This is a genomic window from Paenibacillus sp. SYP-B3998, assembly GCF_010820665.1.
Classification (GTDB): domain Bacteria; phylum Bacillota; class Bacilli; order Paenibacillales; family NBRC-103111; genus Paenibacillus_E.
Genome location: NZ_JAAIKC010000001.1, coordinates 311,144 through 337,906, shown reverse-complemented (window position 1 = coordinate 337,906; position 26,763 = coordinate 311,144). Strand labels below are relative to the sequence as shown.

Genomic DNA, 26,763 nt, shown 5'->3' with positions numbered 1-26,763 from the left:
TTGTATCTGTTAACTTAAAAGTAGGCCAGCGGAGTCATTGAAAAACCAGCCACAACCGATAAACCAACCTGTAGATCAGAGACAGGTTGGGGGTAGGAGAGAATGATCCAAATGAACATCATGCAGCAGATCATCATGAAGCACACGCAGGAGGGAATGTCCTGCAGAGCCATTGCAAGATCAGTGGGAATGAACCGGGAAACGGTAGGCAAGCACATTAAAAAATATGAAGAAAGAAGGCGGCAGCTTTTGGCGGAGGGGAGTTCTTCCGTTGAAATCGAAGCGTTAATTGAATCGTTAACGGCAGCACCGAAATACCAAGTAGGCAACCGTCCTAAGCGAAAGCTAACCGAATCCATGGAGCAAAAGATCCAAGAGCATTTGGATGAAAATGAAGAGAAACGGAATAAGGGGCAACGCAAGCAGCAGAAAAAGCCTGTGGATATCTTTGAAGCGATGGAAGCAGAAGGGATGGACATCAGCTACAGTACGGTACTCCGTGTGGTCCGCAGCCTGGAACAGCAGCCTAAAGAAGCGTTTATTAAAGCATCCTACGAGCTTGGGGACGTGTGTGAATTCGACTGGGGAGAGGTTAAATTAACCATTGGCGGCACTCTTCGCACGTTCCAAATGGCTGCCTTCACAACCGCCTATGGCAACTACCGGTATGCCTGCTTGTTCACTAAACAAAAGACAGAATGCTTCCAGGAAGCCCATGCCCGGTTCTTCGAGCATGTAGGTGGCGTGCACCAAACCCTGGTCTATGACAACATGAAAGTCGCCGTCAAAAGCTTTATAGGGGCAGAGAAAGAACCGACGGAAGCGCTTTTGCAGCTTTCTATTTATTACGGATTCCAGTTCCGGTTCTGTAATGTCCGCAGTGGAAATGAAAAAGGGCACGTAGAACGCACGGTGGAAGTGGCCCGCCGTAAAGCCTTCTCGGTTCGGGATACATTTGATACCTTGGAGGAAGCGAACGCTTACTTGCTTGCGGTCTGTGGGAAGCTAAATGGTAAACCCCAGGATAGCCGCGAAGGGAAAAGCGCAGAAGCCTGCCTGGAAGAAGAACGTTCTTGCCTGTTGCCGAAGATGCCCCTATTCGATGCGTCACGCAGCTTTTTCGCCCGTGTGGATAAGTATGCAACCGTCATTGTTGACCAGAACCATTACTCCGTACCGGATCATTTCGTCGGCCAATTAGCGATCAAGGTCTATTCAGGCCGGATCCAATGCTTCCATGACGGTAGGCAAGTCGCAGAACATGCCCGGCTTGTGGGGTGCCACGAATGGCGTTTGGAGCTTAGCCATTACCTCGAAACCCTAAAGAAAAAACCTGGTGCATTGGCCGGTAGCACGGCACTGCAGCAGGCACAAACAAAATGGAAAAACATCTATGAAACCTATTATACCAGACGGGAGAAAGATTTTGTAGAGCTCCTGCAAATGATGGCAGATGGAGTTACCCTCGTGGAGGTGGAGCATAGTGTGGCAGAGCTGTGCCGGATCCATCCGAGCCACGTAACTACCGATAAAATTAAGGCGTTGTGTGCCAGGGCACGGGAAGTCCTGCCGCCACAAGCCTTGTCCTCACAAGAGTCCCAAGACATTGAGGCGCATGCCCAGCAACATCTACGCCTGTATGACGAACTGTTCCAAACCCAGCCTGTACCGCCCAAGGAGGCCGTTGCATGAGCCAACTGTCACGCAAAGCGTGGATGGAAAAAGTGGCCGCCTACAGCAAGGAATTGAGGCTGCCCATGATGGCCCAGCATTTGGAAACGCACGTACAAGAAGCGAACCAACTGGACCTGTGCTATGAGGAATTTTTGGCACTCTTGTTACAGAAAGAGTGTGATGCCCGGGTGGAGGCCGCGCGTACCAGCCGCATTCGCCTCGCCCAATTTACCCACAAGAAATATTTGGAGGACCTGTCCCTGAAGGATTTGCCTGAGGATGCCCAGAAAAAGCTAAAGCACCTCCAGTCCTTAACCTTCATCGCAGAAGGGCGAAACGTCATTTTGTCCGGAAATCCCGGGACCGGGAAAAGCCATATTGGGATCGGGTTGGGCCTGAGGGCTTGCCAAGAAGGGTATAAAGTGTGGTTTACCACCGTCCCTTTGCTCATTAACCAGATCAAGGAATGCCGCTCCCAGCAAACGCTGCGGGCCTTCCAGAACCGGTTCGAAAAGTATGACCTGGTCATTGCCGATGAAATGGGCTATATCTCTTTTGACAAGGAGGGCTCCGAGTTGTTATTTACCCATCTGTCCCTTCGTGCAGGCCGAAAATCTACGATCATCACGACGAACTTATCTTTTGAGCGTTGGGGTGAAATTTTCCGTGATCCAGTCATGACCGCTGCGATGATAGACCGTTTGACCCACCAATCCTACCTTGTGAATATGAACGGAAATTCGTACCGGTTAAAGGAAACGAAGGAGTGGCTGCAAACTCAGCAATTAAATTAAATGTTAGGTGATATAAAAGTGGGGAACCATTTTTGTTGATTTAACTGGATTTGCCTCGATAAGTGATAAGGACGAAAAAGTTAAAGTCTGGAACCACTAGAATTTACCATTTAGAAAAAGTTGGAAACTTAGTCTGACGGCCATTTTCGTTTCCCACACTCCAAGGGCAGTGTGAGTGAAAAATATCAGAAATTGATGTGCTGTGAATCTTCGTGCTGTGTCTACATAATCTAATTAAACAAAGTGGAGGCTATTCTTGGTCTATATTATTGGAACATTTAAAAACCTTGTTAATTTGGAAGACAGATTCAATATTGTATGTATGACGTAAATTATAAATAATTAAAGAAAATTTATCTGTATTGATTGACCTTACCCTTACAGGAACCTTTATATTTAAAGTACTACACAACAGGAGGTGATTGTTATGCTTTCAATTGGTGAGTTCTCTAAAATATCACATCTCACTCTAAAAACGCTTCGCTACTATGATGAAATTGGTCTTCTAAAGCCTGCTTGCACAGACGCTACAAGCGGATATCGTTACTATAATGTCTCACAATTGGAAACAGCATTATTGATTACACGCTTAAAAAACTATTTATTTACTCTCGAAGAAATCAAGGTTATTTTTACTAATTGGCAGGATGCCGATCTTTTTCAAGCTAAAATGAAGGCCAAACAAGAAAATCTAACGCAACAGATAACTTGTTATTCATCTCTATTAAAGAAATTGGAGCTTGATATTCAACTATTAAAAGAAGAGAAAACCATCATGGGTTATTTAAACCAGATTGACATCAAACTTGTCGATCACTTAAAATTAAATATTTTATCTCAGAGAAAACAAATTAATATTTCTGACTTCTTAATGCACTTTAATGAATTGTTTAGCAAAGTAGTTTTTAAAAAATTAAGACCTGCGGCTAATCCGCTTGCTATTTTTCATAGTGCAGAATATGTACCAGAAAATTATGACGTAGAAATTGCGATCCCCATTGTAGAAACCACAAATGAAACAAAAGTGTTTAACCCTGGTCTTTGTGCAATGGCAACGTTAATTGGTTCTTATGATGAATTACCTTCTATTCATACAAAGTTACATGCATGGATTGAAGAAAATCATTATAAACTGAGTGGTGCTCCTTTTGAAGTTTATCAAACGGACCCTCATACAACACAGGAGGAAAATACTATCATAGAAATATATTTCCCAATAAAATAAATACACGAAGGAGCATATCACCATGTATGGTATAAACACATCAACTATAAAAGAAAAAATCTTGATTTTTTTTGCCGAAATTATATATTTAATCATTGCATATTATTTACTTTTCATTGCTTATGAAAAATCAGCCATTTCAATCGGGCTTTTTATCGCTTTAATTATTACAACATTAAGATTAACAGCTATGATGTTTATCTGGCTACCTAGGGGCATTAGTTGGCAAGAAGCCATCATGAACAGTGCAGCTTTTGGAATTTATTATTTAGGCTTCCCCATTTTAATGATAGTCGGTAATCAGGAGCCTAACTTGACTTTACTTATTCTAGGTTGGGTATTGTTTTTTGTAGGCAGTATGTTAAACACTGTTTCAGAATTGCTTAGAAAACCTTTTAAAGACAATCCTGCTAATAAAGGAAAGTTGTATTCAGGCGGGTTGTTTAAATATGCGATTCATATTAATTATCTTGGAGATTGCCTTTGGGTACTAGGTTTAGCACTCATATCTAATAATATTTATAGTTTGCTTATTCCTCTAGGTATATTCTTAGTATTTGTTTTTGGCTATATTCCAAAATCAGATGATTATTTACAAAACAAATATGGAGAGCAATTTACAGCATACAAAAAGAAAACAAAAAAATTAATTCCGTTTATCTGGTGAGCCATCACAATAGACAATCCAAGCTTTCTCAAAATATAAGATCTTTTTGGATCTTATAGAGTCTGTTTAAAACCTTTTATGTTCATGAGATTGCGGTTACAAACCAGTCAGACGTGTTTCCTAAAATGGAAATGAAAGCAACATGGATTTTGGATTCTTACGAATCTAGAAAATCCATGTCTCTGTCTATATTTGGACAGACATATCTCGTCTTCCTTGTTGAGCTTTTTGGGGTTGCAGTAGTTACTACGAGGCGAACGGCAGTGACAACTGCTCAATTTGCTGGTCCCGCAATTTGTGAATTTGCTCCATATGATTGACTGGCAGTATTGTTTTCCGTATATGACCAATCATACGCTGGATGAGCCGGAGCATGTCCCTCATGATCAGGAAGGACTGTACTCTCGTCGTTTGGCGTACGGGCAATTTTTTTTTGTCGCATGACAGAATCCTGTTGGTTGGACTCTTGGGCAAAATCAACCTCCACCTGTTTTCGGTAGCGCATCATTCGTTCCTGCAACTCACTGCCTTGCAGAACGGGGCCGTACAAGAAGGTTTTATCGACGAACGAATATCCGAATTATTGATCACAGCGACCTTGCAGCGGGCAGGAATTACATTTATCTTGATCGTCGACAAACCATAATGTGTAGCAATAATATGTAGCTCTCTTTCTCAAATCCATCCCAATGAAGAGCGTGCCCTTACGGACATTCTGGCTTGCCTTCAGGGGAACAGTGTTCCGGAATCTTGGTATTTTTCTTTAGTTCCGTTACGACATCCACATCATGCTCCACCAATACAGTATGCTGATCCTCAGCAAAAAATAGCCGAGGTCAACGACCAGAGATTCGGCTATCAGACCAAAATTTGCCTTAGCGCGAAGTTTATACGGATTATTTATGTTTGAATTTATTCAATTTGTTTTTAACGACCACGTTACGGTCGATGAAGTTTCTCGCCGCATGCATAAGCAGCTCGACTTCCTGTTTGAGCATAAATTGCGGGAGCAAGCACCAGTAGGGAGTGAAAAAAAATGAGCATATATGAATGGTTCAAATATATCCATATTATGGCTGCAATCATTATGATTGGTACGACGATAACCAATGGTATGGCCAAATTGTTATCGGATCGCACCGGAAATGTACATCGAATCGCTTCAGCCATGACGTTCACCATGTATTTTAATAAAATTCTCATGTTTCCTTCTTTAGTTGTTTTAGCGATCAGCGGCATCGGGTTAACCTCCATCCTTCATCGTTCTTTGTTGGAAGGGTGGATTTTCCAATCTGTGATCATGCTTATAGCTTTATTCGCATTATTTGGGATCGGTTTGCGGTACGAGAGTCGGTTGCACCGCATCGCCTTGCATTCGGAAGAAAACAAGTGGCGCGAGATGCCGGGCGATTATTGGAAATGGAGCAAAATATCGATCCCGATCGGTTTTTTGGCCATGGTGGTCATTTTACTTGCATTATACTTGATGGTCGGGCAGAGAAGCCTTTTTTAATTTTTGTAGGGGTAAGTTTTAGAATAGTCTCCAAAGAAGGGTTGTATTTGTTTTTCTCTAGCTCACTCAAAGTTCCTTGAGACACACCAATAAGGTAAGAAAAAACAGTTTGATGATGTTTCTTTCTAATTTCTCTAATTTGCTCTCCTAACACTGGCGACAGCCCCTTCTTAATTAAACAGTCCCGATGATCTATACAAGCATCATCGGGACTGTTCTAGCAGTTCCACACTTTTATTACTAGTTCCACAGTTTTTTTACTGGTTCCACACTTTCTTTACTGGTTCCATTAAAACCATGGCTGGAAAGGCCTTTATTTTTTTGACGGGGTGGCTGGTTTTTAAATGACTGCGTGGCTGGATTTTCAGTTGACAAATACAACCATCATACAGTTCACCTGCAAGTGGATTGTTAGAGATTCTGATCATTGCCTCGCAAAGCACAAAGTTAAGGTGTTTCTTTTGTCTGATAAGTTTTGCAAGATCGCCTTCTGGAAGTTTTTCAAGAGAATTATCAAGAATACTTTGATACCAAATTGATAAAGGAGCTGATTCATTTTTGTTTACATGGAGAGTACGCCCCTCTATTTTTCTAATTGCCGAGATAGTTATTTTTCTGTCAATCATTGAATATTCAACTCCTTACACAAAATGGGTTTGTAATATCACTATTTTTGAGGGTACTTTTCCTTTATTTTATCCACCCTATCGAGTATCTCTTTACCTTGTCTAACTGCTTCTTCAAATTTATTTCTTACTTCTAAATTTAACTTAGGATTATTTAAACTACCTTCCAGACCACGTACCGCTTTCCTCAATCCTGCCGCGGCATTTTCAACCTCTGTTTGGTGATCCCATGGCTCACTGAAACCGCCAAGCGATAGTCGCAAGGCGGCTAAGTACTATATTTTTTCATAAGGCTACAATGGTTAAGTTTTAGGAGGACTTGGAGTTTCTAACCAATTCAAAAAAATCGCCACCGTTACCAATTATTAAGGTATCTTTATCTTTAATCATGAAACTCCAACCTATTTTATTTTTCCCTGATATGATCCAAGGTACTTTAGAAGCTTCATCTTCATATATCATAACACTTGTAACTGAATTACCCTCGATCCCTAATTGTTCAAGACTAATTTCGTTATCATTTTCCTTTGAAAATTCTTCTTTCGTATTTAAACTGAGCTTGTAATGCGGATTTTTTAGAGTTGTTTCGTTATAGAGAATTACCGAGTCGGCAGAATAAGTTATTTTCTTACCGAGTAGAAATTGTATATCCTCATCCCCGTGCGTAGTGATCGAGTCGCTTGCCAGCAACTTTTTAATAACCCACTCTCCATAAAACACCTCATCTTTCTTTTGTGACACTGAGGGGGTGGGGGAGACTTTGATAGATTCTTGCGACAACTCATTACTAGATGATAAGTTAACTGGATTATGATCATTACATGCTGCGAGAGATGAAGTTGATAAAATCACCAATACATACATAATAAACCTCATATAAATCAATCCTTTCGAGAAAATCTAGTATGTTATACCTATCACTATTTTGACTTTTTAGGTAAGTCGGGATAATCCCTGTACTGGGTAGTGCCCTGAAGGGTCAATATTAATCAAGGGATTACTCTTCACATAAGTGAATCGGTTTAAATTCAGCGGACTATCTACTTGACCAGTATAACTTTCCTCCCAACAAACCGCCCAATACTCGGATCATACCATCTAGCCCTCAAATATTGCAGCCCAACCTTATCATCTATCATCTCGCCGCTATACTTAAACGGTTGTGGCAGATTTTCCGTCTGACTTACAATATTCCCGAACATGTCATACGAGTACGAATTAAGCTTCGTCTTCCCCTACTATCCATTAAGTTTACCACGTCACCGTATCCGTTTTATCTATAGTGTCATCGAAACTCAACGATTCAGCGGCAGAAAAGAAGAACCGCCAAGCGATAGTCGCAAAGCGGTTGGAAAACATGTTACTTAGGCTCAACTCTTTTTAACTCAAAAAAGTCGCCACCTTTACTAACAATTAAGGTATCTTTATCTTTGATAATAAAACTACCGCCGATGTTATTTCTACCAATACCTGGCCAATCATCAATACACTTCTGATCACTGCATACATCTATCGAGATTACAGAATCTGTTTGCATACCTAATTCTTCTAAATCTACATAATAAAGTGGAAAGAAATCTTTTTTTGAAATACTACTTTCACTGTAAAATGGACGAGTTAATACATTCCCATCAAAAATTGCATTTCCCTCTGAATACGTAATTTTTTTGCCTTTTAAAAACTTAATGTCATCATCATCATGTGTGCTAACTGGAGCACTTTTTAAAACTCCCGTAACAATCCAGTCGCCATAGAACACTGTATTTTTCTTGCTTATGCTTACTTCCTCTTTTTCTAAGAGTTCTACTTTCTTTTCATCTCCTTTAATAACTTTAGAAGTTGCTTGAATCTGAGTGGCTGACGGCACTCCCTCTCTTACAGAGTAACGATCACTGCACGCAGATACAATGATCAGTATAATCAATGTTACAAAAGATGAAGTTAGTAGAAATTTCATTTCCTATCACTTCCTTTTCAGAATTTTTTTAATTATTTATATCCTTTGGGTGTAGTCGGAAAGTCACGATTATACTCTCCGAAACTAAAAATCTGCCATTCATCCATTCTTCTTCTAAACAGCCCTGCGGAATTTATCTTTCCTTCTGTAGTACTTACTTTAACAACATCTAAAAAAGCTTCTTTTAATTTTTCAGATGTGTAATCTCCAGATTTAATTATTTTCCCAACATCTGCATCCTTATCTATTAGAACCTTTGGCCCCGCATTAAATACAAAACTCACAAGTGCATCAAACTGTTGTTGATTTAACTGCACATTGTATTTATTTGCCCAATTACTGACCGTTTCTATCCGTGATTGTAGATCTCTCAGAAGTAGTTCACGAGCTTCTTCCTCCGTTTTTTCGCCAAAGTCCTCACCCTTTAATATCGCATGCCCATACCCTATGGTTCGGTTCTTATTATCCTGCCCACGATATGATCTAGAAAAATATTGTTTATAGTTGGCAACAAATTTAACTAACTTCTCGCTGACACTGGATGGATTACGACTTTTAACATAATCCTTTTTCTCTTTTTCTTGCTCCTTGTCACTGCAACCATCACATACTGGGTAGTGCCCTGAAGGGTCAATATTAATCAAGGGATTACTCTTCACATAAGTGAATCGGTTTAAACTCAGCGGATTATCTACCTGACCAGTAAAACTATCTTCCCCAACAAACCTCCCCATACTCGGGTCATACCATCTAGCCCTCAAATATTGCAGCCCAACCTTATCATCCTGCATTTCCGCTATACTTAAACGGCTGTGGTAGATTCTCCTGTTGACTTACAATATTCCCGAATATGTCATATGAGTACGAATTAAGCTTCGTCTTCCCCGTACTATCCATCAAGTTTACCACGTCACCGTGTCCGTTTTATCTATCGTATCTTTAAAACAAACAATACCGCGGCAGAAAAAGAAAACCGCCAAGCGAATTGTCGCAAGGCGGTTTGGAGTGAATTAATTTAAATGCTCGATCAAAGTTACCCATGCTCTTTCGTACTCATGTTTGTCCACCTTAAACCAAGTATGGAAAACCCTACTAAATGATGGATTGGAACCAATTAAAACATAGACAAAGCTCTCTTTCTCAAAAATAACGATTTGCCAACCTTCCTCGAAGTCATCGAACGGCGCATTCAAAATTCCGTTAGGAATATCGTTCCTATTATAATTTTTAATATCTTTGTCTGCGTGATCCCACCATGGAAAATCTGCCAAAATTCCGTTTTTATGACTATAGAATTTAATGTGATTCCCTATCTTATGATATTCATTATCTACTAGAATGATCTCAAAATCACCAATATAAGGGAATTGATTAATATCATGATGAGAAAAATCATATATATCATTGCCAATATAATTATACTGTTCAGTATTTCCGTAATATTTTACATCATATTTAGGTCTTCCTTTAGTTCCATAAATAACTTTCAACAATCATCACCTCATTTCGTTAATTCTCCAGTTAGAATAAAGAACGAGTCATTATTATCCATCTTTAAAGTTATCTTTGCATTGTAAAAGAATTGAACATCATCAATACTACTTGCACCTTTAACATAACCATAACCGATTGGATCAACTCCATTACCTACATAAGAGAGATCAAGAGTGGCACTTTTACCATTGGCAAGCCAACTTGCGATCTGTTTAGCATTTCCTTCATCCGCTACAATACTATTAACAGCTTTTTGCGCTTCACCTGGCATAAAAGATGTTGATGAAGGTATGCTGTGACTATTTTTAATACGATTGTACAAGAATTCATTAGTCTTGCCTGAATGTTTTGAAAGCAAATGTGCTCCCTTTTTAGCGTAAGAAGCTTCAAGTGAGGCTAAATCAGATACACGATTTTTTGTATTAGAATGGAATGCTTGAAACCAATTATCTGCTTGTTCTCCTGTCTCCTTTGCTGCTTGTCTTGCCATATATAATGCTGAATCTTCCGTAGCTTCTTTTGCCGCTCGCTCTGCAGCCTCGCCTGCTGCCCGTTTAGTTATATACCCCTTCGCCAAATTTTTAACTGAACCTGTTGGGGAACCAGGATATTCTAAAGCCATTGTAAGAAACTCTTTCACACTTTTCCAAACATAATCCCAGTCATGTCCTGTTGGGTCAATTCGAGTTAGAGGGTTGTTCCCAACATAAGTATACAAATTCAAACTAAGTGGATTATCAATCTGCCCCATATAGGAATCTTCTTGAATAAATCTTCCCATACTCGGATCATACCATCTAGCCCTCAAATATTGCAGCCCAACCTTATCATCCATCATCTCGCCAGAGTATTTAAACGGCTGTGGTAGATTCTCCGTCTGACTTACAATATTCCCGAATATGTCATACGAGTACGAATTAAGTTTCGTCTTCCCCGTACTATCCATCAAGTTTACCACGTCACCGTGTCCGTTTTGAAGATAGTACGCCTTGCCTTGACCATCCTCGCGGGCGACAAGCCCTTGTCCTCGAATGTAACGAGCTTTTAACGTTGCTACTCCACCTACTACATTACCTTCTGCAATAACCTGTGAGCCATCCCAATAGTACCGCGTTGCCTGACCATTCTCCGTACGCTCCCACAGCAATCCGTCACCGTTGTACTAGTAAGACACCCTTATTAAAGAATAAAAGTGGCAATGAGTTTTTGAACGGTGATCTGCTTAATGGCTAGATTCCTGAACATCATATACAACTCTCGATTACCGAGATTGTTTCTAAGGTTTTTCAGCGGCAAAAAAGAAGAACCGCCAAGCGATGGTCGCAAGGCGGTAAAAATGATGCTAAATATTAATAAAGTCTTTTAAAGGAACAATACAACCATGGTCATTATCTACATATAAATTTTTCGAGAAAAAACTTTGGCTTAATATATCTCTCATTAACTCGTTAGAAGTATAGGTCATTGAGATAAATACTGGTTTTATAAATGGTATTTTTAATAATTCGTCTTCATCATACTCGTTAACAAAGTTATTAATATCGTCATAATATACATGCACATTTTCATATTCGATAACATATCTGTTAGGAACAATCATGTATTCACTACGGCTTCCACTATGACCAAATTGGCTTATAGCTCTTAAGTTAAAACTTTCATCACCAATTAATATAATTGACTGCACTTTTAGTCTCGCTTTCTTAAGTTATTTACCAACAAACTCCAAAAGTTCATTAAAATTAGTGATTACAGTAAACCCTTCATTTTGTGCTCCTTTTACTACTGAGTATTTAATATCAGGTCCATACCCAATCACTGTTTTAGAAGTTGAAGCACCAGTATTGATAAATTGTGTTGTTAAACCTTGTAGTCAACTCAATAATAGAATTTATTCATTATGGAAGTATATCCATAATGAATAAATATTGGTTTTGATCAAACTTAATTAAATACTCTTTTAACATAAATGAGTGGTACCTCTGAGGTTGAGTTTGAATAGCAAGTACACTGATGTTATCTTCAATACAAGCGATAGCATCATTAAACTCATTAATGAAGTTTTGGCTTAACTGATTGATGACTACAAAAAAAGAGAATTGTTCCATTAATTCTTTTCGCCAGTCGTTCATTTCTATTAGACTTAAGCGTTCAATCTTATCCTCTATGTTTTCCATGTAATAAGTTTTGAGTTCATCTTTGTTGCATGTGTCTAACATACATATTTCAATACTTCCATTGATACTGGGTACATAGTTTCCCTCTAACAAATTCGAGGTTTTTTCAATGATTTTTATTAAACTCTCCATCACTATCAATCATCCCCATATTTAAATATTGCCAGCCCTAGAGTCATCCCTAAGGCTAGCTTTGAGATAAATTTATTACTTATACGGTGCACCGCCGAGGTAACTCTGGTGGACAGGAAAAGCAGTATCAATTAACCCATCCCCATTTAAAAACATATCGATTGTCATTCCGTTGCCTGCTGTACCTCTATATGCCGTAGTAATCGATCCATCTGTATTAGTAATGCTATAGGCACTTCTATTAGAGAAAGCTTGGTTGATCATATCTACAACTTCTTGTGATGAATACTCTGAACTGAAAAATGATGAGTACTTTTTGTTACTACCTATCTGCACTTGTGCAACAATAGTACCGTATGTGTCAGCGGGCTCTTGAATATCTAAAATTGTATTTCCGTTTAAAGAATCCTTCCCAGCATAGTGCCATCCTGATGAACGTTTCCTCCCAGCAACTCCAGTAAAAATATGCTCCATTGCACCAGAACTAAAATTCGTGGTTCTTTCTATATTTGCTACGCTAACTCCCGCTTTAATAGCACCTTTACTTGCGCCTAGTGGAAAAGCGAAAGACAGTGCGATGTCCTTCAGTTCTTCGTAGCTTATGTTACCTTCATAAAAATCAGCATCTCTCTTTTCTTTCCACGCTTTGTACTGTTCGTATTTATCAGTAACCCAGTCTTTTGTATTGTTCCATAAAGAAAGAACCTTTCCAGGATCGAGTAAACTATGCCCACTTGGATCCCATCTAGTTAACGGATTATTCTCCACATACGTATACAAGTTCAAACTCAGCGGATTATCAATCTGCCCTTTGTACGAATCCTCCCCAACAAACCGCCCTATGCCCGGATCATACCATCTAGCCCTCAAATATTGCAGTCCAACCTTATCATCTTGTATTTCACCACTATACTTAAACGGCTGCGGCAGATTCTCCTGTTGGCTAACTATACTCCCCCAAATGTCATACGAATACGAATTGAGCTTCGTCTTCCCCGTGCTATCCATCAAGTTTACCACGTCACCGTGTCCGTTTTGAAGATAGTAAACCTTACCTTGACCATCCTCACGGGCGACAAGCCCTTGCCCACGGATGTAACGTGCTTTCAATGTCGCAACTCCACCAATAACATTAGCTTCCGCAATAACCTGTGAACCATCCCAATAGTACCTCATCGTCTGACCATTCTCCGTACGCTCCCAAAGCAACCCGTCACCATTGTACTAGTAAGACACCTAAACAGCGGATAAAAGAAGAACCACCAAGCGATAGTCGCAAGGTGGTTAGGGATTAATATAAATACTGACCTTTTAGGTCTTATCCCTTCATCCATTCTTTGTACAGTGGATGATTAGCCAAATCATAACAATAGTACTCTGCCAATTTTACGAACATGTCGTATAAACTTTTAAACATATATAAAACTTGTCCTTTGTCCATAATAATCTCAACTGGATTAGGAATCCACGAGGTCCTACTTAAGCATTTTAGTTTAATGAAATCAGCATATTCTTCAAACTGTATTACTCGTTCAATACCTTGTTCATAGAAATCCAATACAAAATTGTAGTCATCACTATTCAATTTCTTTAGAATATCTGGTAATTGTTCAATAATAGTAACTAAATCTATCCCACAATCTACAGACCATCTCTTTTGTCCAAACCCAGAAACAATAAATTGTATTTTTTTAGACTCTTCAAATATTTTGCAAATATCATATATGATTGCTCTTCCATCATCTAACTCAATATCATAATCTTTATCTAATACATAATTCAATTTAGAAAATTCATCTAAAGATTCTGTAGGTATCAAATTCATTGAAAACATCTTGTAATCTCCTTAATAGTTTTATTTACTTTATAGGAAAAGCAGTTTTTATTCCAGTGCCAGACGGGACAATTCTAGCTCTTGTAGCAGATATTATTTCACCACTAGGAGTAATTATCTGTCCAAGTCCCGTAGGTATATCAACATCTATTACTTCTGATATGGAGCCTAGTGAATGTAGGAAATCGGCGGCTTGTTCATTATTAAGCCATTGACCTTGATCATCTTTTGTACTTCTGGCGCGATCCATCAAGCTAGAGGTAGCTCTTTTGGCACCATGTTCTGTAAATGTATGTCCAAATTGCTTTGAACTTTTCCAATTGGTGGTACATGCATTGTGCACCCATATTCCTAAATCAGAAATGAAATAAGTATGATAATCCTGAACCTCAAAATTATAGACAATTACATGTTCATTTTTAACATCTATACGATCAATAGAAATTTCCTTACCTTCACTAGTAGTTAACCTTTCTCCTACCATCAAATCTTCTGAGCTAACCCAGCCCTTCCCAACAATCCAAAATGGATGTTCCTTAGTTGTCGTAATTTTTTCACTACCTACTGAGATAGTAATTGTTTGATCAACCTCATGTTGGAAAAGCTGTTTAACCTCTTTGTATTGCATTTCCCCTGTTTTATCATCTTTTGCGAGAACCTTATCTCCAACCCGAATATTTTCGATCCGTTTCTCACCGTTATCCGTAAGAATCATGGTTCCAGCAATAAAACACTGACTTAGTGCAAACCTAGATATTGCCTGTGATTCTAATGAATCTTCCATCGCTCCCGACGGATTCATACAAAACATCCCACATGAAGCAAGTGAAGCAATGGTTAATGCTGTAGCTAAATTAGCTTCTTTGTCAATTGAACTTGAACTACCTTTATTTCCTCCAGAAGGATCTACCCATCCCTTCCAATCAGTATCAGATGGAATTGTAACTCCAGTACTAGTACGATATTCAGAACATTTACTTGCACCACAGTACTGTCGTTCGTTATCAGCATGATCTGAATCAGGGCTATATCTACCATCAGATCTGTTACCATCATCACAATCTCCTGCATGAGAATATGGTCCAGAGCTACACCAATGACCTGTAGGATCAACATTCGTCAGAGGGTTATTATGAACATAAGTAAAACGATTCAAACTCAGTGGATTATCAACTTGCCCACCATAGCTATCCTCCCCAATAAATCTCCCCATACTTGGATCGTACCATCGAGCCCTCAAATATTGCAGCCCAACCTTATCATCCTGTATCTCGCCGCTGTACTTAAACGGCTGTGGCAGATTCTCCTGTTGGTTAACTATATTCCCGAATATGTCATACGAGTACGAATTAAGCTTCGTCCTCCCCGTGCTATCCATCAAGTTTACCACGTCACCATGTCCGTTTTGAAGATAGTAGGCTTTGCCTTGACCATCCTCGCGGGCGACAAGCCCTTGTCCTCGAATGTAACGAGCTTTTAACGTTGCTACTCCACCTACTACATTACCTTCTGCAATAACCTGTGAGCCATCCCAATAGTACCGCGTTGCCTGACCATTCTCCGTACGCTCCCACAGCAATCCGTCACCGTTGTACTAGTAAGACATCCTTTTTAAAGAATAAAAGTGGCAATGAAATTCCATCACCACGTCATCATCTCATCCAGCTTGCTTCTGTTCTATGGCTGGTACTACATATGCGTTTTTACTCATCATCAAGCTAAAAATGACATTAACGAGCTTACGCATTACACAAACATACGCCTGTTGTCTTGTCTTTCCAGCCTTTATTTTGCCTTCGAAATACGCAAACAAATAGGGATTATTCGCTTGGTCTCTACCTTTTTGAACGGTGATCTGCTTAATGGCTAGATTCCTGAACATCATGTATAACTCTCGATTACCAAGATAGTTCTTAAGGTTTTTCACCTTTTTTCCTGAGCCAAATACAACAGGAGCTATTCCAGCATACATCGCTAACTTCTTAGGAGAAGGAAAACGGTGAATATCTCCAATTTCACTAATCAATGAGGAAACCGTTACCCAGTCTAGCCCAATCATCGTTTCCAGTTTAAAGCCTAAGTCTTTTATTAGTGACTTTAGCTCTCTATCTAAGACCTCGATTTCTTGCTGAGAGTTACGAATACTACTTACCAGTGAGCGAACAATTACGTTTTGTTGTTCTTGAAACTGAATTTCTGTTGCACCATCCGCATGAACCATTTCTAAAATACTAGCTCCTTTTGCAATCGCTTTTTCCAATGTAAGCGGTGAGCGAATTTGCTTAATGAATACCCCGATTTCTTCGGGTGAACTATGCTTTAGATAGGAAGGTGAGGGATAAGTTTCCCAAAACAATAAAGCCGTTTTCCCATCAACATGACCAAAGAATTTCCGATATGACGGATAATGATTACTAATTCTTTGATGCAGTCTAAACACCGTCGCAGTCATGTTTTTGAGCAATCCTTTACGGGTATTCGACAATTGGTTGATCGCCCAATACACATCAAGTGGCTTTGCATCAGGAAGGGCTTCAAATTCATCACGTAGAACCTTTGCAACACATTCAGCATCCCAACTATCATCCTTCTGAGGAATGGGTTTGCTATTGCGTCTGGCACTCGATAAAGCTGGATTAACCTCTTTGACGATTTTCTTTTGTTCAACAAGGAATCTGGATAATGATTTACCGTAATTCCTTACATCTTCTAATCCGAAAACAGCAGTCGTATTCTTCTTTGAATACTTTTTCAGTTCATTCATAAAGCTTGGATAGGCTGAGGGTTTATTTTCAACTTTTATCTCCCCTAGCTTCTTCCCCCAACAATCAATAATGCAGGCTGTATGATGATTTTTATGTAAATCGATTCCTATGTAAATCGTTCTTTCAGGTTGCAGTATATGAACGCCTCCAAAGATTATTTGTATCTCCTAAAACGTTGCAAGACAATATGTTTGGCGGTCGCATTGTACTTAAAAGTAGACGAGGCTACAACAACGGTAGAGCGAAACTTGGTTCAAACATATTGTCCTGCAACCTTTTGGATGAACAGGGTTATTAATATTCTTTCATTGCACAAGCCAGAAAAGCTTTTTCTAATCGCAAATGAAGTAGCTCTGTACGCATATTCATTTCAATTTGATGAATGGCATTCAAAATGTCTTCGACAGCTAACTTATTCAACAATTCACCATACTGGATGGTGTACTCAAACAACGCTGTCATACACATTTCAGTCGTTCTCACTTGCTTGAAATAAGAATCTTCTTGCTGAATTAATTGACTATACTTTTCAGCCAACGTATTCATTCTGTGACCACCTTTCAGATAATGGCTTGATGCTTGCCAATCGCTTGAACATTTGCATAGCAATACATGCCACTATAAAAAGCTTTGCGGTCAAGAATACGTTTGACTTGGACTTTGGTAAATGAGTTTCCTTGCTGTGTTGTTAAGTTTTCAAGGTTCAGTTGACTTGCAATTTCAGATAAACTCCAACATGGGTATAAGTCCTTTAACTCAAATACGCGTTGAACGACTACGGCTTGTTTCTCGTCAATTTCAATAACTTTAGAGCCTTTCTTTGCCGTGTAGCCGAATGTTGCTCGTCCTCCTGCATAACCGCCTTCCATGGCTTTCTTGTTGCGTCCTTTGCCTAGTTTCATCGCAATTTCTAGGCGTTGGTAGGCGTCCAACAATTCCATCAAGCCATTAATTAGAAAGTCGGAAGGGTCTTTCTTATAAATGGAGTAAGTAGGATGTTCAATTGATTTCACATCAACTTTGAATTTCTTGAACTCCCGATGAACCAATACTTTGACGATATCGCTTCTCCACAGGCGATTTGTATTCAGTACCACCACATAAGCGATAGGCTGCGTAGAGAGCAGGGAAAGCATATCTTGAAACCCTTCCCTGTTTACCTCTAATGCGTCCTCGTCCACCTTTGCACCACTGATGCCTTCATCAGAAAAAATATGAATCAAGTTCCAGCCTTGTTGCTGACAATAACTTTCGATTTCCTCCTGCTGATAAGACAAGCTGTAACCATCCTTTGCTTGTCCTGCTGTTGATACTCTTATATAGCCGATTACATTCATTGAAAGCATCCTCCGTTACAGAAATTGAGATTACTGTTACGCTTAATAGTTTAAACCGTTAAGAGTAATATTCTGTTTCTTTATTTTATTACTTTTAAGAGTATAATTCAACCACTTTTTAGTTAAAATATGATATAGTACTAGTAGTTTTTAGAACTCTTAAAAGTAATAGACGGAGGACATTATGAAAATTAAAATCCGTTTGAGAGAAATTCTAGCTGAACGTGAAATTTCTCAAAGACAGTTCGCCTTATCAATGAATATGCGAATAGCTACAGTAAATCATCTATGTTCTGAAAACGTTGATCGAGTTTACCTCAGAACCTTAGAACAAATATGCGACGCCTTAGAAATTGATATCAGCGAGTTAGTTGTTACTGAAAAAGGATAAGTCCCAATCGTCCAATTTCTAACAACGATGTATGGCAGCATCAGACATGCGCTCTACAGCCAATTCCAAGCAGTCAAACAATGTAAATTACCCCCGACTACCTTCTTGCTATAAAATCATTATTTTAACGTCAATCAATCGGGGGAATCGTTTCTTTCCTCCTGTTTCCTATGGTATTAGCGCGTTTAATCCCGTTTACTACAAAATCATATGTATGATGAAGCTATATCGAGAAAGCCTTATAAACACTGGCTTTATGGTCATTTTCGATGCAAATAATACTACAATCGTATCGATAACAAATTGGTATGTATGGATGACTTTATTAGCTTATATGTGAGTAATCAATCGTTAATGGTTCCAGTGATAGGTCACTTGGAAACTGAATTTGCTTAGCTAATTTTTTCTTATTTGCAAAGGTAGATGGGCGATATATTTGTTTTAATTCTGATTCATTTAAGTAAGTCTGTAAGACTTGAAAACCAAGCATACTCTCAATTTGACCTATTGAATGAGATTGTGATTGAAACCATTCAAGTGTAAGCCCTTCTATGTGTGTAGGAAGAGATATCTTTGTGAGAACTTGATTCGTTATGTATTCAAAAAAGTCTTTCGTAAGCAAATCAATTGCTCGCCGCTGTGCTGAATACTTTCTCATGACAACGTAGCTCGGTTTAATTTCCATTCGGAGCAAACCTTTAGCTTGATCTATGATAGACTGCGGTTCCTTATGGTCGATACATTCTTGCTGTTTATTATAAAAGCAAATTCGTTTGCTCTTATTGCTATGTATGGCTGTTTCTGAATGCCCATGGGTGCTTGGCTTAGTAAATGGCAACTGAATTCCGCTCAGTTCCTTTATATAACTGCTTATAGTATCCTGTCTCGGGAAGTTCCAACAAACGTCGATCCGTTCAGTATCTTTCCAATTCTGTGTATGTAATTGAATATGGAACAATTCGTACAGTCGTTCATGTAACCTTTGAAAGAAGAGAGGAATATCACTTTCTTTAAGGAGGGTAACATTATTTCCGTATAAAAATTTGGGGATGGATACTTGAATAGTTAGCGTTTGACTAAATTCGTAGTATGTAATCGAAGGTAATAGCGCATCTTTGATGGTATATTTCGTTATTAGTTGCCCTGTACTTTTCTCTAGGAAAGTAATAGATTTAGCTTGTAGCTGATCAAGAATCATAGGATCAATGGTAATAAATTTGGCTTTCAGTTTAATCGTATCGAACATGTAAGTGAATAATTCCCCCTTGGATTAATTGGATTCTAAAATATTGGATAAAATTCGGCATGTTATAAGAACAATCAACGAGCATCATTCGATTGTGTGTCGGTTGCTTTTTGGCCCATTTGCTAAGTTGATCCACGCATCACCCCTTTCAACATTTTTACCGCGCCTGACATGGAAGTACGATATATTGCTTCAATTTGATTAACTTATTTTATTTTTAAATTTAACATATTTTACGTTTAATCGTAAGTAACCTTCGACTAATCTCCCTCCAATCTTCTCTCCTTTTCCCCTGCTGGTAAGGTTATCCTAACAAATTGAACATCAACAAGTCAAGATATTTTTAACTTTTTTTATTTTATTGACTTGAAGAAGAATTAAGACTTTGGATACATCTCCTTCATTTTCTCTTCATTCAGAAATCCATGTCTGAGTCGGAATAGCGTTTGATTTTCTCCAGCTTTTCCAGAAATGCCGAATTGTTTCAAAATACTAAGATAGGCTTTTTTCGTAATCTCGCCCTCCTGTAAATAAAACTTGTGTAGCATAGCCAGCATGCCCGAATAAGCAATATTTCGTGGGATAAAGTCCATCTCACCAATGTCTTCCCCAAGCATGGCAATTCTCCGATGAACCGTGTGCTTATCAGCTCGATCCATATTTTTAGTTTGCGTAATCGCGGGTCTTACAACATAATCACTTTCAGTTAATTGCGCTGTAGGAGCCTTACTATTGACAGCTTTACCGTTTTTCTTTTCGTAGCAAGTTTCATGGAGTGCCTTACCACATAAGAGGATACAACTTTCTGAAACAGTCACGATTCTTGACTCGTTTCCAGCGTCATCTACTACATGTAACTGACTATTCTCCGCATCGATATCGCTCTTGGTAAGATTTAATATTTCGCTGTATTGCTTTCCATATATACCGTTGAAAATCAGAGAGACAATGACCGCATCCTGTGCATTGACACATCGACTAATAATTGAGACCATTTCATCCTCAGTCCACAGCGTCTTGTTACGTCGATGAGTAAATTGTTCTTTCCATTCCGTGGAAACTTCATCAAGCGGATTGCTTTCTTTCCAGTATCCCATGGCAATTGACCACCGTATATACAAATCAATCCATCGGACATTGTTCTTAGACGAATGCTCGGTACTTGGCATCAGTAGAGAGAAATAATGGATAAGTTGCTTCTCATTGAACGAGTATAAGTCCTGATTTAGTTTATATTCGATTGAAGCTGCTATCTTAAACAGACGATGTATGACTTTCTGACTACCCTCATTATACTGGATCATGAATTTTCGTTTTATTTCTTCATTGAACATTCGATCTTCATAGATAACATTTGCCATAAACATCAACTCTTTTAACATATTTTATTTTTATAATACCATGTATCATGATATTTGCAAAATATTCATCTGCATAGGTGAGTCCCTTAAATCCTGACGAGCAAAAACGAATCTCTGTGATTGTGTAGTTGATTCGGTGGAGCTGATGAACAACGCAACGTAGGATTCCACAGAAGGGAAGTTGTGCTTTGCTGTGCCGCATTTTTCGTTGTTAGCGTTACAGCGGCGGAAAAGAAGAACCGCCAAGCGATAGTCGCAAGGCGGTTAGGATATATGTTTACTACTTGAAGATTTCAACTAGTTCTAAAAGAATTTCAGTATTGTTTTTTTGTTTCTTAATCTCTTCTCGTATAATCTTTAAACATTTAACTTTCATTTGATTCGAGATTCTACTGACATTAGAATCTAAAAGCAGAAATGCTTGCCTACTCACTTCAAAGTTACCATTGATTAATAAGTCTAACAACAGTTCCGCATGTACAGAACAGTCGAATGATTCAAGAGCATATAATATTGTTCCTCTCGATTTTATTGTCTTAGGGGATTTAAGCAGGCTAATCAATGGTTCCACAGCTTCCTCACTACCGATATCAGATAACGCAATCGCTATTGCATTTCTCAAAATATTCTCCTCGGTATTTAGTAGAAAGTGAATAAGAACTGGAACCGCCTCTATGACTCTAGTATTCCCAATCTCTTCGACTATACTTATTGCCAAGTCAATATTGTTTTCATTTATTGCGATTTGCAATTCATTAAGTTTCATTCTTTATTCTCCCTATTTTACTTTTGGTTTTCCAGCCGCTACCCACGCTTCATATATTTCTCTTGCATGTTGAGCATCTTCGATATCATCGCCACCGAAATCTCTCTTACCTTCTCTATGCCACCACTTTTGGAATTCACTATCACTATATCCGTACCAATTGTCACGAGTATTTTTATTTCCTCCTCTAAATGATTTTCCTTTAACACCACCAGTATACATTCCAACAACTATTTCTTGAGCTTCTCTTGCCTCTTCTGAATCAAGTACATTGTCAATTAAATCCTTTTGTGCTTTTCGGTCATATGGTTCACTAGGTTCACTTGAACTGCTAGATGGCCTACCTGAACTATCTGAACCACTACCATTAGGACTACTATTACGGCTAACTGTAGTTGGTTGTATAAATGTTTTTTCTTCGTTATTAATAATCACAGTATGTGTACCATATTGTTTTCTTATTGTTTCTGCAAGACCATGATAGTAATCGTGAGCCCATTCGGCATCTGCCTTATTCCTAATTGCAGTTTTATACGCTTCAGTTAACTCTAAAATACGTTGGTATCCAACAGGACCTAAAAGATCCTTATCACCTTCTTGTTCATGACCAGTCGGATCAGTATAGATTAAAGGATTGTTACTAACATAAGTAAAACGATTCAAACTCAGTGGATTATCAATTTGCCCACCATAGCTATCCTCCCCAACAAACCGCCCCATACTCGGATCATACCATCTAGCCCTCAAATATTGCAGCCCAACCTTATCATCCATCATCTCGCCGCTATACTTAAACGGCTGTGGTATATTTTCTTGTTGGCTAACTATATTGCCCCAAATGTCATACGAGTACGAATTAAGCTTCGTCCTCCCCGTGCTATCCATCAAGTTTACCACGTCACCGTGTCCGTTTTGAAGATAGTACGCCTTACCTTGACCATCTTCACGAGCGATAAGCCCCTGACCGCGAACATAACGTGCTTTCAGCGAAGCAATTCCACCTACGACGTTACCTTCTGCAATAACCTGACTGCCATCCCAGTAGTACCGCGTCGTCTGCCCATTCTCTGTTCTTTCATAAAGCAATCCGTCACCGTTGTACTTGTAAGATACGTTGCCACCACTGGCTAAAGCAACGTTATTCAGCCTGTCCCTTTTATCAAAGGTACGTGCTGAATCCGGACTTTCAAATGGATTATTCGTCGTCATGCTGGTACGGTTACCACGATTATCATATCCGTAACTCTCATTAAACTGATCCGACGTTGAGATACGATTAAGCTGGTCGTAGTTGAAGTTATTCGTCGTTCCATTCTCTGTCTTTGTTTTCTGATTTCCGTTGTTATCATAGGTGTAGGCGAATGTATTCAGCGTAGTTCCATCAGATTTCTTCTCAGTAAGAGAACCAATCCGAAGACCGTCATAACCAAAATCCGATGTAACCCCATTACGATGTGTTATCTGCTTAAGCAAGCTATTTTTGTAATACGTATACTTGGCATCGTAGTCTGTTGTCTTAGTTGTCTCCGTGTCTTTGAGGAAATCTGCAGATGGCGCAACGATATCCAAACGATTTCGTGAATCGTAGTGATAATACGTATTCACACCAAACGGATCGTTCATGACAAAGCGATTACCTGCAGCATCGTAATCATACTTGATGGTTTTTCCATCAGGGTAAGTTTGCGTATTCAATGCACCTGTTGAAGAATTAAAGGCATATTTCGTCGTACCTGTGCCATCGTTCATTTCTGTGCGGCGTCCCGCTAAGTCGTATTTGAATCCAATCGTTTCTTCCCCAGCTAAGGGATTCCAAGCGGCATCCGTGACTTCTTTCTTGATGAGGAAGTTCCGATTGTCAAATGTATACTTGAATCGATTACTATTTCGGTCAAGTAAGCCCGTCTGGTTCCCATTCGCATCATAGAAGAATTTTTCTAATTTACTGTTCGCATCCGTCGTTTGAATCAATCGGCCGATCTCATCGTACTTCTTAAGATTAGTTTTACCGTCTGGATAGGTAACTTGCAACAGATTACCCACATTATCATACTGGTACGAGGTCAGCTCGCTCTTGGCGTTCAGCACGCTGGTTAACTGTCCCAGTACATCATAACTATAGGTGGTCGTATGTTGCGGTGTTACATTGTCTGTCGCTGTGAGCATATGGCCCGCATAATCATATGTGAATGTACCCAACGTCGTAGTCTGGGTACCGGCGGCTACCTTTTTCGTCTCTTCCTTGCTCTTTGTTCGACCCGCTTTATCGTAGTACTCCTTAATTGCATAGCCTTCTGCATCTGTGCTCGTTTTTGTGTTAGTCATATCATCGTAAAAAATGCCTGCTTTAGTAGCATCGGGGTTTGTAACCTGATTTTGTCGGCTCCATTGATCATAGCCATAGCTGATGCGATTACCTAAAGCATCCTCTGTCCAAGTTAAACGTCCATTTGTGTCATATCCGTACTTGGCTTTAGCCTTATAGATTCCACGGTCTAAAATCCCCGCGTCTGTTTTCCAGCCAAGCGGGTTCCAATTCGTAACCGAAATGATTCCAGTTTCATCTGTCGTTTGAATCTGGTTCTGACCATCCACATAATTGACAGTAACGTAGCTGCCGTCGGCTTGATGTGTCGCTTTCAAAACCCTTCCTAACGCATCATATTGGTACTGCGTAACGTTTGAGTTTCCATCTGTATATTTTGTTAGTCTGCCGTTTGAGGGGTTATATTCATACTGTTTAGTAATCGTAGACGATTGTCCGTCTGCATTGCGCACCGTAAAGGCTTGCATAGTCGGAAATGCCCCTTTGTAGACAGCGGTGTCGTACTGTGTCTGATACAAATTTTCTGTCGTACCGTTCTTCACACGAATCTGTCTTACGTTGCCATAGCCATCTATGTTTTCGTATCCTATCTGCTGCAAAAGCGTCCCTGCTGTTGAAGAACCCTCATAAACCTGCACCTGAGTAACCGTCCCTTGTTTATTACGGAAATAGGTTGTGAACTGTTGCTTCGAGGAACTAATGGGTTTCGTCACACTGTTCAATAGATGGGAAGTATTATCATACGCATATAAGGTCGTTATTCCCATGATGTCCGTTGAACTTGTTACATTGCCGTAAGGATCATACACTTTCGATGAATCGTAAGTTGCCAAATTACTTGTGTTTGAAGCTGATCTCGTTTCCGTTGTTGTTAAAGGTACTGGATAGCGGCTTGCTTCAGCGTACGTATAGTCGGTTTTGTTTGTATAAGTAACCCCATTTTGAGTAGCAACCGCCGTAATATTCGTGTTGTAAAAGGCAGCCGGAATGTTATCATCAATAAAATCCCTTTTATTGTTAAACGTAGTTTGGCTAAGACCGTCGCTGATCATGACAGAAAATGTGTTGTCCGAGCCCCAAATTATTCCCATATCCCCGGAAGGATAGGTAATATCCTTATGGTTATTTTTTTCTGAGGATCCATTTATCTGATCCTTACGCGATTGCATTCTAAACACCTGGTTGACTTTATTCGCTCCAATATATCGCGTTACTGCATTCTCTTCATACGTGTAGACTGTCTTTCCACCGGTTGGATGAGTCACACCAGTTAGAAGAGCGTAAGGATTACTCGTATTGGGGGAAGTTCCAAGAAGATTAAACTGGGCATCCTTGACTGTATAATCATAAGTCGTCGTTCTGCCTAGCGGGTCAATGACTTGTCCCAAGAGTTCTTTGCCATTTTGAACAGATTTATTATATTTTACAATTTCGCTCCCTTTGGTTAGAACCACCGAAGTTGTGCTATAGGCAATGGTTATGCTATTTCCGATTGAATCGGAGATAGCATTAAGTACTGTTCCATATGTTGCGTCCGAAATATAAGAGAACGTAATTTTATTCTCGTAAGGATCTGAAATTTGAATCAGATGGCCTAGTGAGTCAAAATGCTGGGTAATCCCTTGAATGCTCTTTACTGAGTAAGCAGATACTACGGAATTAACTGTAACTGATGTATCTGCGCTAAAGGTCAGATCCTTCCAAGGATTCCCTAGCAAATTATTATTAACAATTTCATAAACGCCAGAACCTGCCAAGTGAAGAAACTTATTGCTTCCGTTAATTTCGATATATGAGAGGTTCCAGCTCCAGCCTTTACCTATAGGGAAATATTTTTCCGAAAAAGGCTGTATGGTACTGTTAGAATCTCCATATGTAACCATCTGGTTCAATTGAGATTCGCCGCTGTCATACTTTCTCGTGAGTGTGAAGCCAAGACCATTGCGCCCAGGTAGCGAAAGGTCGGAGGCTTGTAAGGAGACCCCTCCAGAAAGCGTAGAAATGGTTTCTTGGTTAAGTCGGACAGAGTAAGGGGCTTCATCCGGTTTCGTTTGCACATAACTATAATCTGGCGGAGCTGCTGCTGCCTTTATCTCCGTTGCAGCATAGCTAACTGTTCCCACATTACTAGTGATTGTGCTTTTCGCTTCCTCAGAAGTATTCGCGAATTGAGGCCTTACTTTATTCAGACTATCTGCAAGCTGACCGCCAGAGGATCGTTGATCCTCCAGTGCCACTGCTACGTCGTCTAACGAATAGCCTTGATCCAAGAGCGCCTGTATGTCTTCATCAGAAACAGAGTAAACGGACTCCAGCTCCCGTTTCCTTACTTCTGCAGCTCCACCTTCTTTACGCTCGGGCTCTGACTGGAAAGTGGCGGCATATGTATCCTGCAAACCAACTAAAGGCAGATTGGTTAACAATACATGGCTAATGAGGACAATGCTTAATACTCGTTTTAACATCTTATGCAATGGA

Annotated in this window: 27 protein-coding genes and 1 pseudogene; 6 read left to right on the top strand and 22 right to left on the bottom strand. The window is 39.5% G+C overall.

From position 1 onward, the window contains the following. Positions 1-102 precede the first annotated feature (102 nt). The 4 genes from istA to GK047_RS01550 all read left to right on the top strand — a co-directional run bounded on the left by istA (position 103) and on the right by GK047_RS01550 (position 4,360). Positions 103-1,692, top strand: coding sequence for an IS21 family transposase (gene istA, locus GK047_RS01565; protein ID WP_163940416.1), 1,590 nt, complete (start codon positions 103-105; stop codon positions 1,690-1,692). Beyond that, positions 1,689-2,468 carry an IS21-like element helper ATPase IstB gene (gene istB / locus GK047_RS01560; RefSeq protein WP_163940414.1) on the top strand — a complete coding sequence of 260 codons (780 nt, stop codon included), beginning with the start codon at positions 1,689-1,691 and terminating at the stop codon, positions 2,466-2,468. The genes istA and istB overlap by 4 nt, the downstream gene beginning before the upstream one ends. 427 nt (positions 2,469-2,895) lie before the next feature. After that, positions 2,896-3,693, top strand: a complete 798-nt coding sequence (locus GK047_RS01555; RefSeq protein WP_044877870.1) for a MerR family transcriptional regulator — start codon at positions 2,896-2,898, stop codon at positions 3,691-3,693. 22 nt (positions 3,694-3,715) lie between these two features. Further along, positions 3,716-4,360, top strand: a complete 645-nt coding sequence (locus GK047_RS01550; protein WP_044877869.1) for a methyltransferase family protein — start codon at positions 3,716-3,718, stop codon at positions 4,358-4,360. A 274-nt stretch (positions 4,361-4,634) separates the two neighbouring features. On the opposite strand, the gene GK047_RS01545 is transcribed toward GK047_RS01550, so the two are convergent. Next, complete coding sequence (locus tag GK047_RS01545; RefSeq protein ID WP_205516208.1) at positions 4,635-4,910, bottom strand: hypothetical protein; 276 nt, start codon at positions 4,908-4,910, stop codon at positions 4,635-4,637. Positions 4,911-5,396: 486 nt separating this feature from the next. Here GK047_RS01545 and GK047_RS01540 point away from each other — a divergent pair, with 486 nt between their 5' ends. After that, positions 5,397-5,873, top strand: coding sequence for a DUF2269 family protein (locus GK047_RS01540; protein ID WP_044877867.1), 477 nt, complete (start codon positions 5,397-5,399; stop codon positions 5,871-5,873). Here GK047_RS01540 and GK047_RS01535 read toward each other — a convergent pair. From GK047_RS01535 to GK047_RS01450, 17 genes and pseudogenes are all read right to left on the bottom strand, one after another. Further along, positions 5,824-6,027 (bottom strand): helix-turn-helix transcriptional regulator, encoded by a 204-nt coding sequence (locus tag GK047_RS01535; RefSeq protein ID WP_082063145.1) that lies wholly within the window; start codon positions 6,025-6,027, stop codon positions 5,824-5,826. The genes GK047_RS01540 and GK047_RS01535 overlap by 50 nt on opposite strands. A gap of 103 nt (positions 6,028-6,130) precedes the next feature. Next, a complete protein-coding gene (locus GK047_RS01530; RefSeq protein ID WP_163940410.1) occupies positions 6,131-6,499 on the bottom strand; it encodes a contact-dependent growth inhibition system immunity protein in 369 nt (122 codons plus the stop codon). 41 nt (positions 6,500-6,540) lie between these two features. Beyond that, complete coding sequence (locus tag GK047_RS01525; RefSeq protein WP_163940408.1) at positions 6,541-6,762, bottom strand: polymorphic toxin type 28 domain-containing protein; 222 nt, start codon at positions 6,760-6,762, stop codon at positions 6,541-6,543. Between the two features lie 46 nt (positions 6,763-6,808). Then, the gene (locus tag GK047_RS01520) at positions 6,809-7,363 is read right to left on the bottom strand and encodes a hypothetical protein (RefSeq protein ID WP_163940406.1); all 555 of its coding nucleotides are present in this window, start codon (positions 7,361-7,363) and stop codon (positions 6,809-6,811) included. Positions 7,364-7,539: 176 nt separating this feature from the next. Continuing rightward, a pseudogene (locus tag GK047_RS01515) lies at positions 7,540-7,707 on the bottom strand (RHS repeat-associated core domain-containing protein); the annotation flags it as partial. A 152-nt stretch (positions 7,708-7,859) separates the two neighbouring features. Beyond that, complete coding sequence (locus GK047_RS01510; RefSeq protein ID WP_163940403.1) at positions 7,860-8,456, bottom strand: hypothetical protein; 597 nt, start codon at positions 8,454-8,456, stop codon at positions 7,860-7,862. A 32-nt stretch (positions 8,457-8,488) separates the two neighbouring features. Then, entirely contained in the window at positions 8,489-9,247 is a 759-nt protein-coding gene (locus GK047_RS01505; protein WP_163940401.1) for a glycoside hydrolase family protein, read from the bottom strand. A gap of 219 nt (positions 9,248-9,466) precedes the next feature. Next, the gene (locus tag GK047_RS01500; RefSeq protein WP_163940399.1) at positions 9,467-9,946 is read right to left on the bottom strand and encodes a hypothetical protein; all 480 of its coding nucleotides are present in this window, start codon (positions 9,944-9,946) and stop codon (positions 9,467-9,469) included. Positions 9,947-9,957: 11 nt separating this feature from the next. Continuing rightward, positions 9,958-11,097 (bottom strand): RHS repeat-associated core domain-containing protein, encoded by a 1,140-nt coding sequence (locus GK047_RS01495; protein WP_163940398.1) that lies wholly within the window; start codon positions 11,095-11,097, stop codon positions 9,958-9,960. 195 nt (positions 11,098-11,292) lie between these two features. Continuing rightward, the gene (locus tag GK047_RS01490; protein ID WP_163940397.1) at positions 11,293-11,637 is read right to left on the bottom strand and encodes a hypothetical protein; all 345 of its coding nucleotides are present in this window, start codon (positions 11,635-11,637) and stop codon (positions 11,293-11,295) included. Between the two features lie 211 nt (positions 11,638-11,848). Next, on the bottom strand, positions 11,849-12,262 hold the full coding sequence (locus tag GK047_RS01485; RefSeq protein WP_163940396.1) for a hypothetical protein: 414 nt from the start codon (positions 12,260-12,262) through the stop codon (positions 11,849-11,851). Positions 12,263-12,334: 72 nt separating this feature from the next. After that, positions 12,335-13,435: an RHS repeat-associated core domain-containing protein gene (locus tag GK047_RS01480; protein WP_163940395.1), complete on the bottom strand. Its 1,101-nt coding sequence runs from the start codon at positions 13,433-13,435 to the stop codon at positions 12,335-12,337. Between the two features lie 142 nt (positions 13,436-13,577). Beyond that, entirely contained in the window at positions 13,578-14,093 is a 516-nt protein-coding gene (locus GK047_RS01475; protein WP_163940394.1) for a hypothetical protein, read from the bottom strand. Positions 14,094-14,118: 25 nt separating this feature from the next. Then, positions 14,119-15,672 carry a polymorphic toxin-type HINT domain-containing protein gene (locus GK047_RS29405; protein WP_240343730.1) on the bottom strand — a complete coding sequence of 518 codons (1,554 nt, stop codon included), beginning with the start codon at positions 15,670-15,672 and terminating at the stop codon, positions 14,119-14,121. Positions 15,673-15,750: 78 nt separating this feature from the next. After that, a complete protein-coding gene (locus GK047_RS01460) occupies positions 15,751-16,962 on the bottom strand; it encodes an IS110 family RNA-guided transposase (protein WP_346010297.1) in 1,212 nt (403 codons plus the stop codon). 190 nt (positions 16,963-17,152) lie between these two features. Continuing rightward, complete coding sequence (locus GK047_RS01455) at positions 17,153-17,404, bottom strand: hypothetical protein (protein WP_163940393.1); 252 nt, start codon at positions 17,402-17,404, stop codon at positions 17,153-17,155. A 14-nt stretch (positions 17,405-17,418) separates the two neighbouring features. Further along, complete coding sequence (locus tag GK047_RS01450; RefSeq protein WP_163940392.1) at positions 17,419-18,195, bottom strand: recombinase family protein; 777 nt, start codon at positions 18,193-18,195, stop codon at positions 17,419-17,421. Between the two features lie 184 nt (positions 18,196-18,379). Between GK047_RS01450 and GK047_RS01445 the strand changes: the two genes are divergently transcribed. Next, entirely contained in the window at positions 18,380-18,586 is a 207-nt protein-coding gene (locus GK047_RS01445; protein WP_163940391.1) for a helix-turn-helix domain-containing protein, read from the top strand. 325 nt (positions 18,587-18,911) lie between these two features. On the opposite strand, the gene GK047_RS01440 is transcribed toward GK047_RS01445, so the two are convergent. From GK047_RS01440 to GK047_RS01425, 4 genes are all read right to left on the bottom strand, one after another. Further along, positions 18,912-19,832 carry a phage/plasmid replication domain-containing protein gene (locus GK047_RS01440; RefSeq protein WP_163940390.1) on the bottom strand — a complete coding sequence of 307 codons (921 nt, stop codon included), beginning with the start codon at positions 19,830-19,832 and terminating at the stop codon, positions 18,912-18,914. A gap of 377 nt (positions 19,833-20,209) precedes the next feature. Next, positions 20,210-21,193, bottom strand: coding sequence for a phage lytic cycle repressor MrpR family protein (locus tag GK047_RS01435; RefSeq protein ID WP_163940389.1), 984 nt, complete (start codon positions 21,191-21,193; stop codon positions 20,210-20,212). A 280-nt stretch (positions 21,194-21,473) separates the two neighbouring features. After that, a complete protein-coding gene (locus GK047_RS01430; RefSeq protein ID WP_163940388.1) occupies positions 21,474-21,959 on the bottom strand; it encodes a HEAT repeat domain-containing protein in 486 nt (161 codons plus the stop codon). Positions 21,960-21,971: 12 nt separating this feature from the next. Further along, on the bottom strand, positions 21,972-26,750 hold the full coding sequence (locus tag GK047_RS01425; protein WP_240343802.1) for an RHS repeat-associated core domain-containing protein: 4,779 nt from the start codon (positions 26,748-26,750) through the stop codon (positions 21,972-21,974). Between the last annotated feature and the right edge of the window lie 13 nt (positions 26,751-26,763).

Coding starts and splice junctions, on each gene's coding strand:
- istA (WP_163940416.1), top strand. CDS start 103: ATGATCCAAATGAACATCATGCAGCAGATCATCATGAAGCACACGCAG.
- istB (WP_163940414.1), top strand. CDS start 1,689: ATGAGCCAACTGTCACGCAAAGCGTGGATGGAAAAAGTGGCCGCCTAC.
- GK047_RS01555 (WP_044877870.1), top strand. CDS start 2,896: ATGCTTTCAATTGGTGAGTTCTCTAAAATATCACATCTCACTCTAAAA.
- GK047_RS01550 (WP_044877869.1), top strand. CDS start 3,716: ATGTATGGTATAAACACATCAACTATAAAAGAAAAAATCTTGATTTTT.
- GK047_RS01540 (WP_044877867.1), top strand. CDS start 5,397: ATGAGCATATATGAATGGTTCAAATATATCCATATTATGGCTGCAATC.
- GK047_RS01530 (WP_163940410.1), bottom strand. CDS start 6,499: ATGATTGACAGAAAAATAACTATCTCGGCAATTAGAAAAATAGAGGGG.
- GK047_RS01520 (WP_163940406.1), bottom strand. CDS start 7,363: ATGTATGTATTGGTGATTTTATCAACTTCATCTCTCGCAGCATGTAAT.
- GK047_RS01510 (WP_163940403.1), bottom strand. CDS start 8,456: ATGAAATTTCTACTAACTTCATCTTTTGTAACATTGATTATACTGATC.
- GK047_RS01505 (WP_163940401.1), bottom strand. CDS start 9,247: ATGCAGGATGATAAGGTTGGGCTGCAATATTTGAGGGCTAGATGGTAT.
- GK047_RS01480 (WP_163940395.1), bottom strand. CDS start 13,435: ATGAGGTACTATTGGGATGGTTCACAGGTTATTGCGGAAGCTAATGTT.
- GK047_RS01475 (WP_163940394.1), bottom strand. CDS start 14,093: ATGTTTTCAATGAATTTGATACCTACAGAATCTTTAGATGAATTTTCT.
- GK047_RS01455 (WP_163940393.1), bottom strand. CDS start 17,404: ATGAATACGTTGGCTGAAAAGTATAGTCAATTAATTCAGCAAGAAGAT.
- GK047_RS01450 (WP_163940392.1), bottom strand. CDS start 18,195: ATGAATGTAATCGGCTATATAAGAGTATCAACAGCAGGACAAGCAAAG.
- GK047_RS01445 (WP_163940391.1), top strand. CDS start 18,380: ATGAAAATTAAAATCCGTTTGAGAGAAATTCTAGCTGAACGTGAAATT.
- GK047_RS01440 (WP_163940390.1), bottom strand. CDS start 19,832: ATGTTCGATACGATTAAACTGAAAGCCAAATTTATTACCATTGATCCT.
- GK047_RS01435 (WP_163940389.1), bottom strand. CDS start 21,193: ATGGCAAATGTTATCTATGAAGATCGAATGTTCAATGAAGAAATAAAA.
- GK047_RS01430 (WP_163940388.1), bottom strand. CDS start 21,959: ATGAAACTTAATGAATTGCAAATCGCAATAAATGAAAACAATATTGAC.
- GK047_RS01425 (WP_240343802.1), bottom strand. CDS start 26,750: ATGTTAAAACGAGTATTAAGCATTGTCCTCATTAGCCATGTATTGTTA.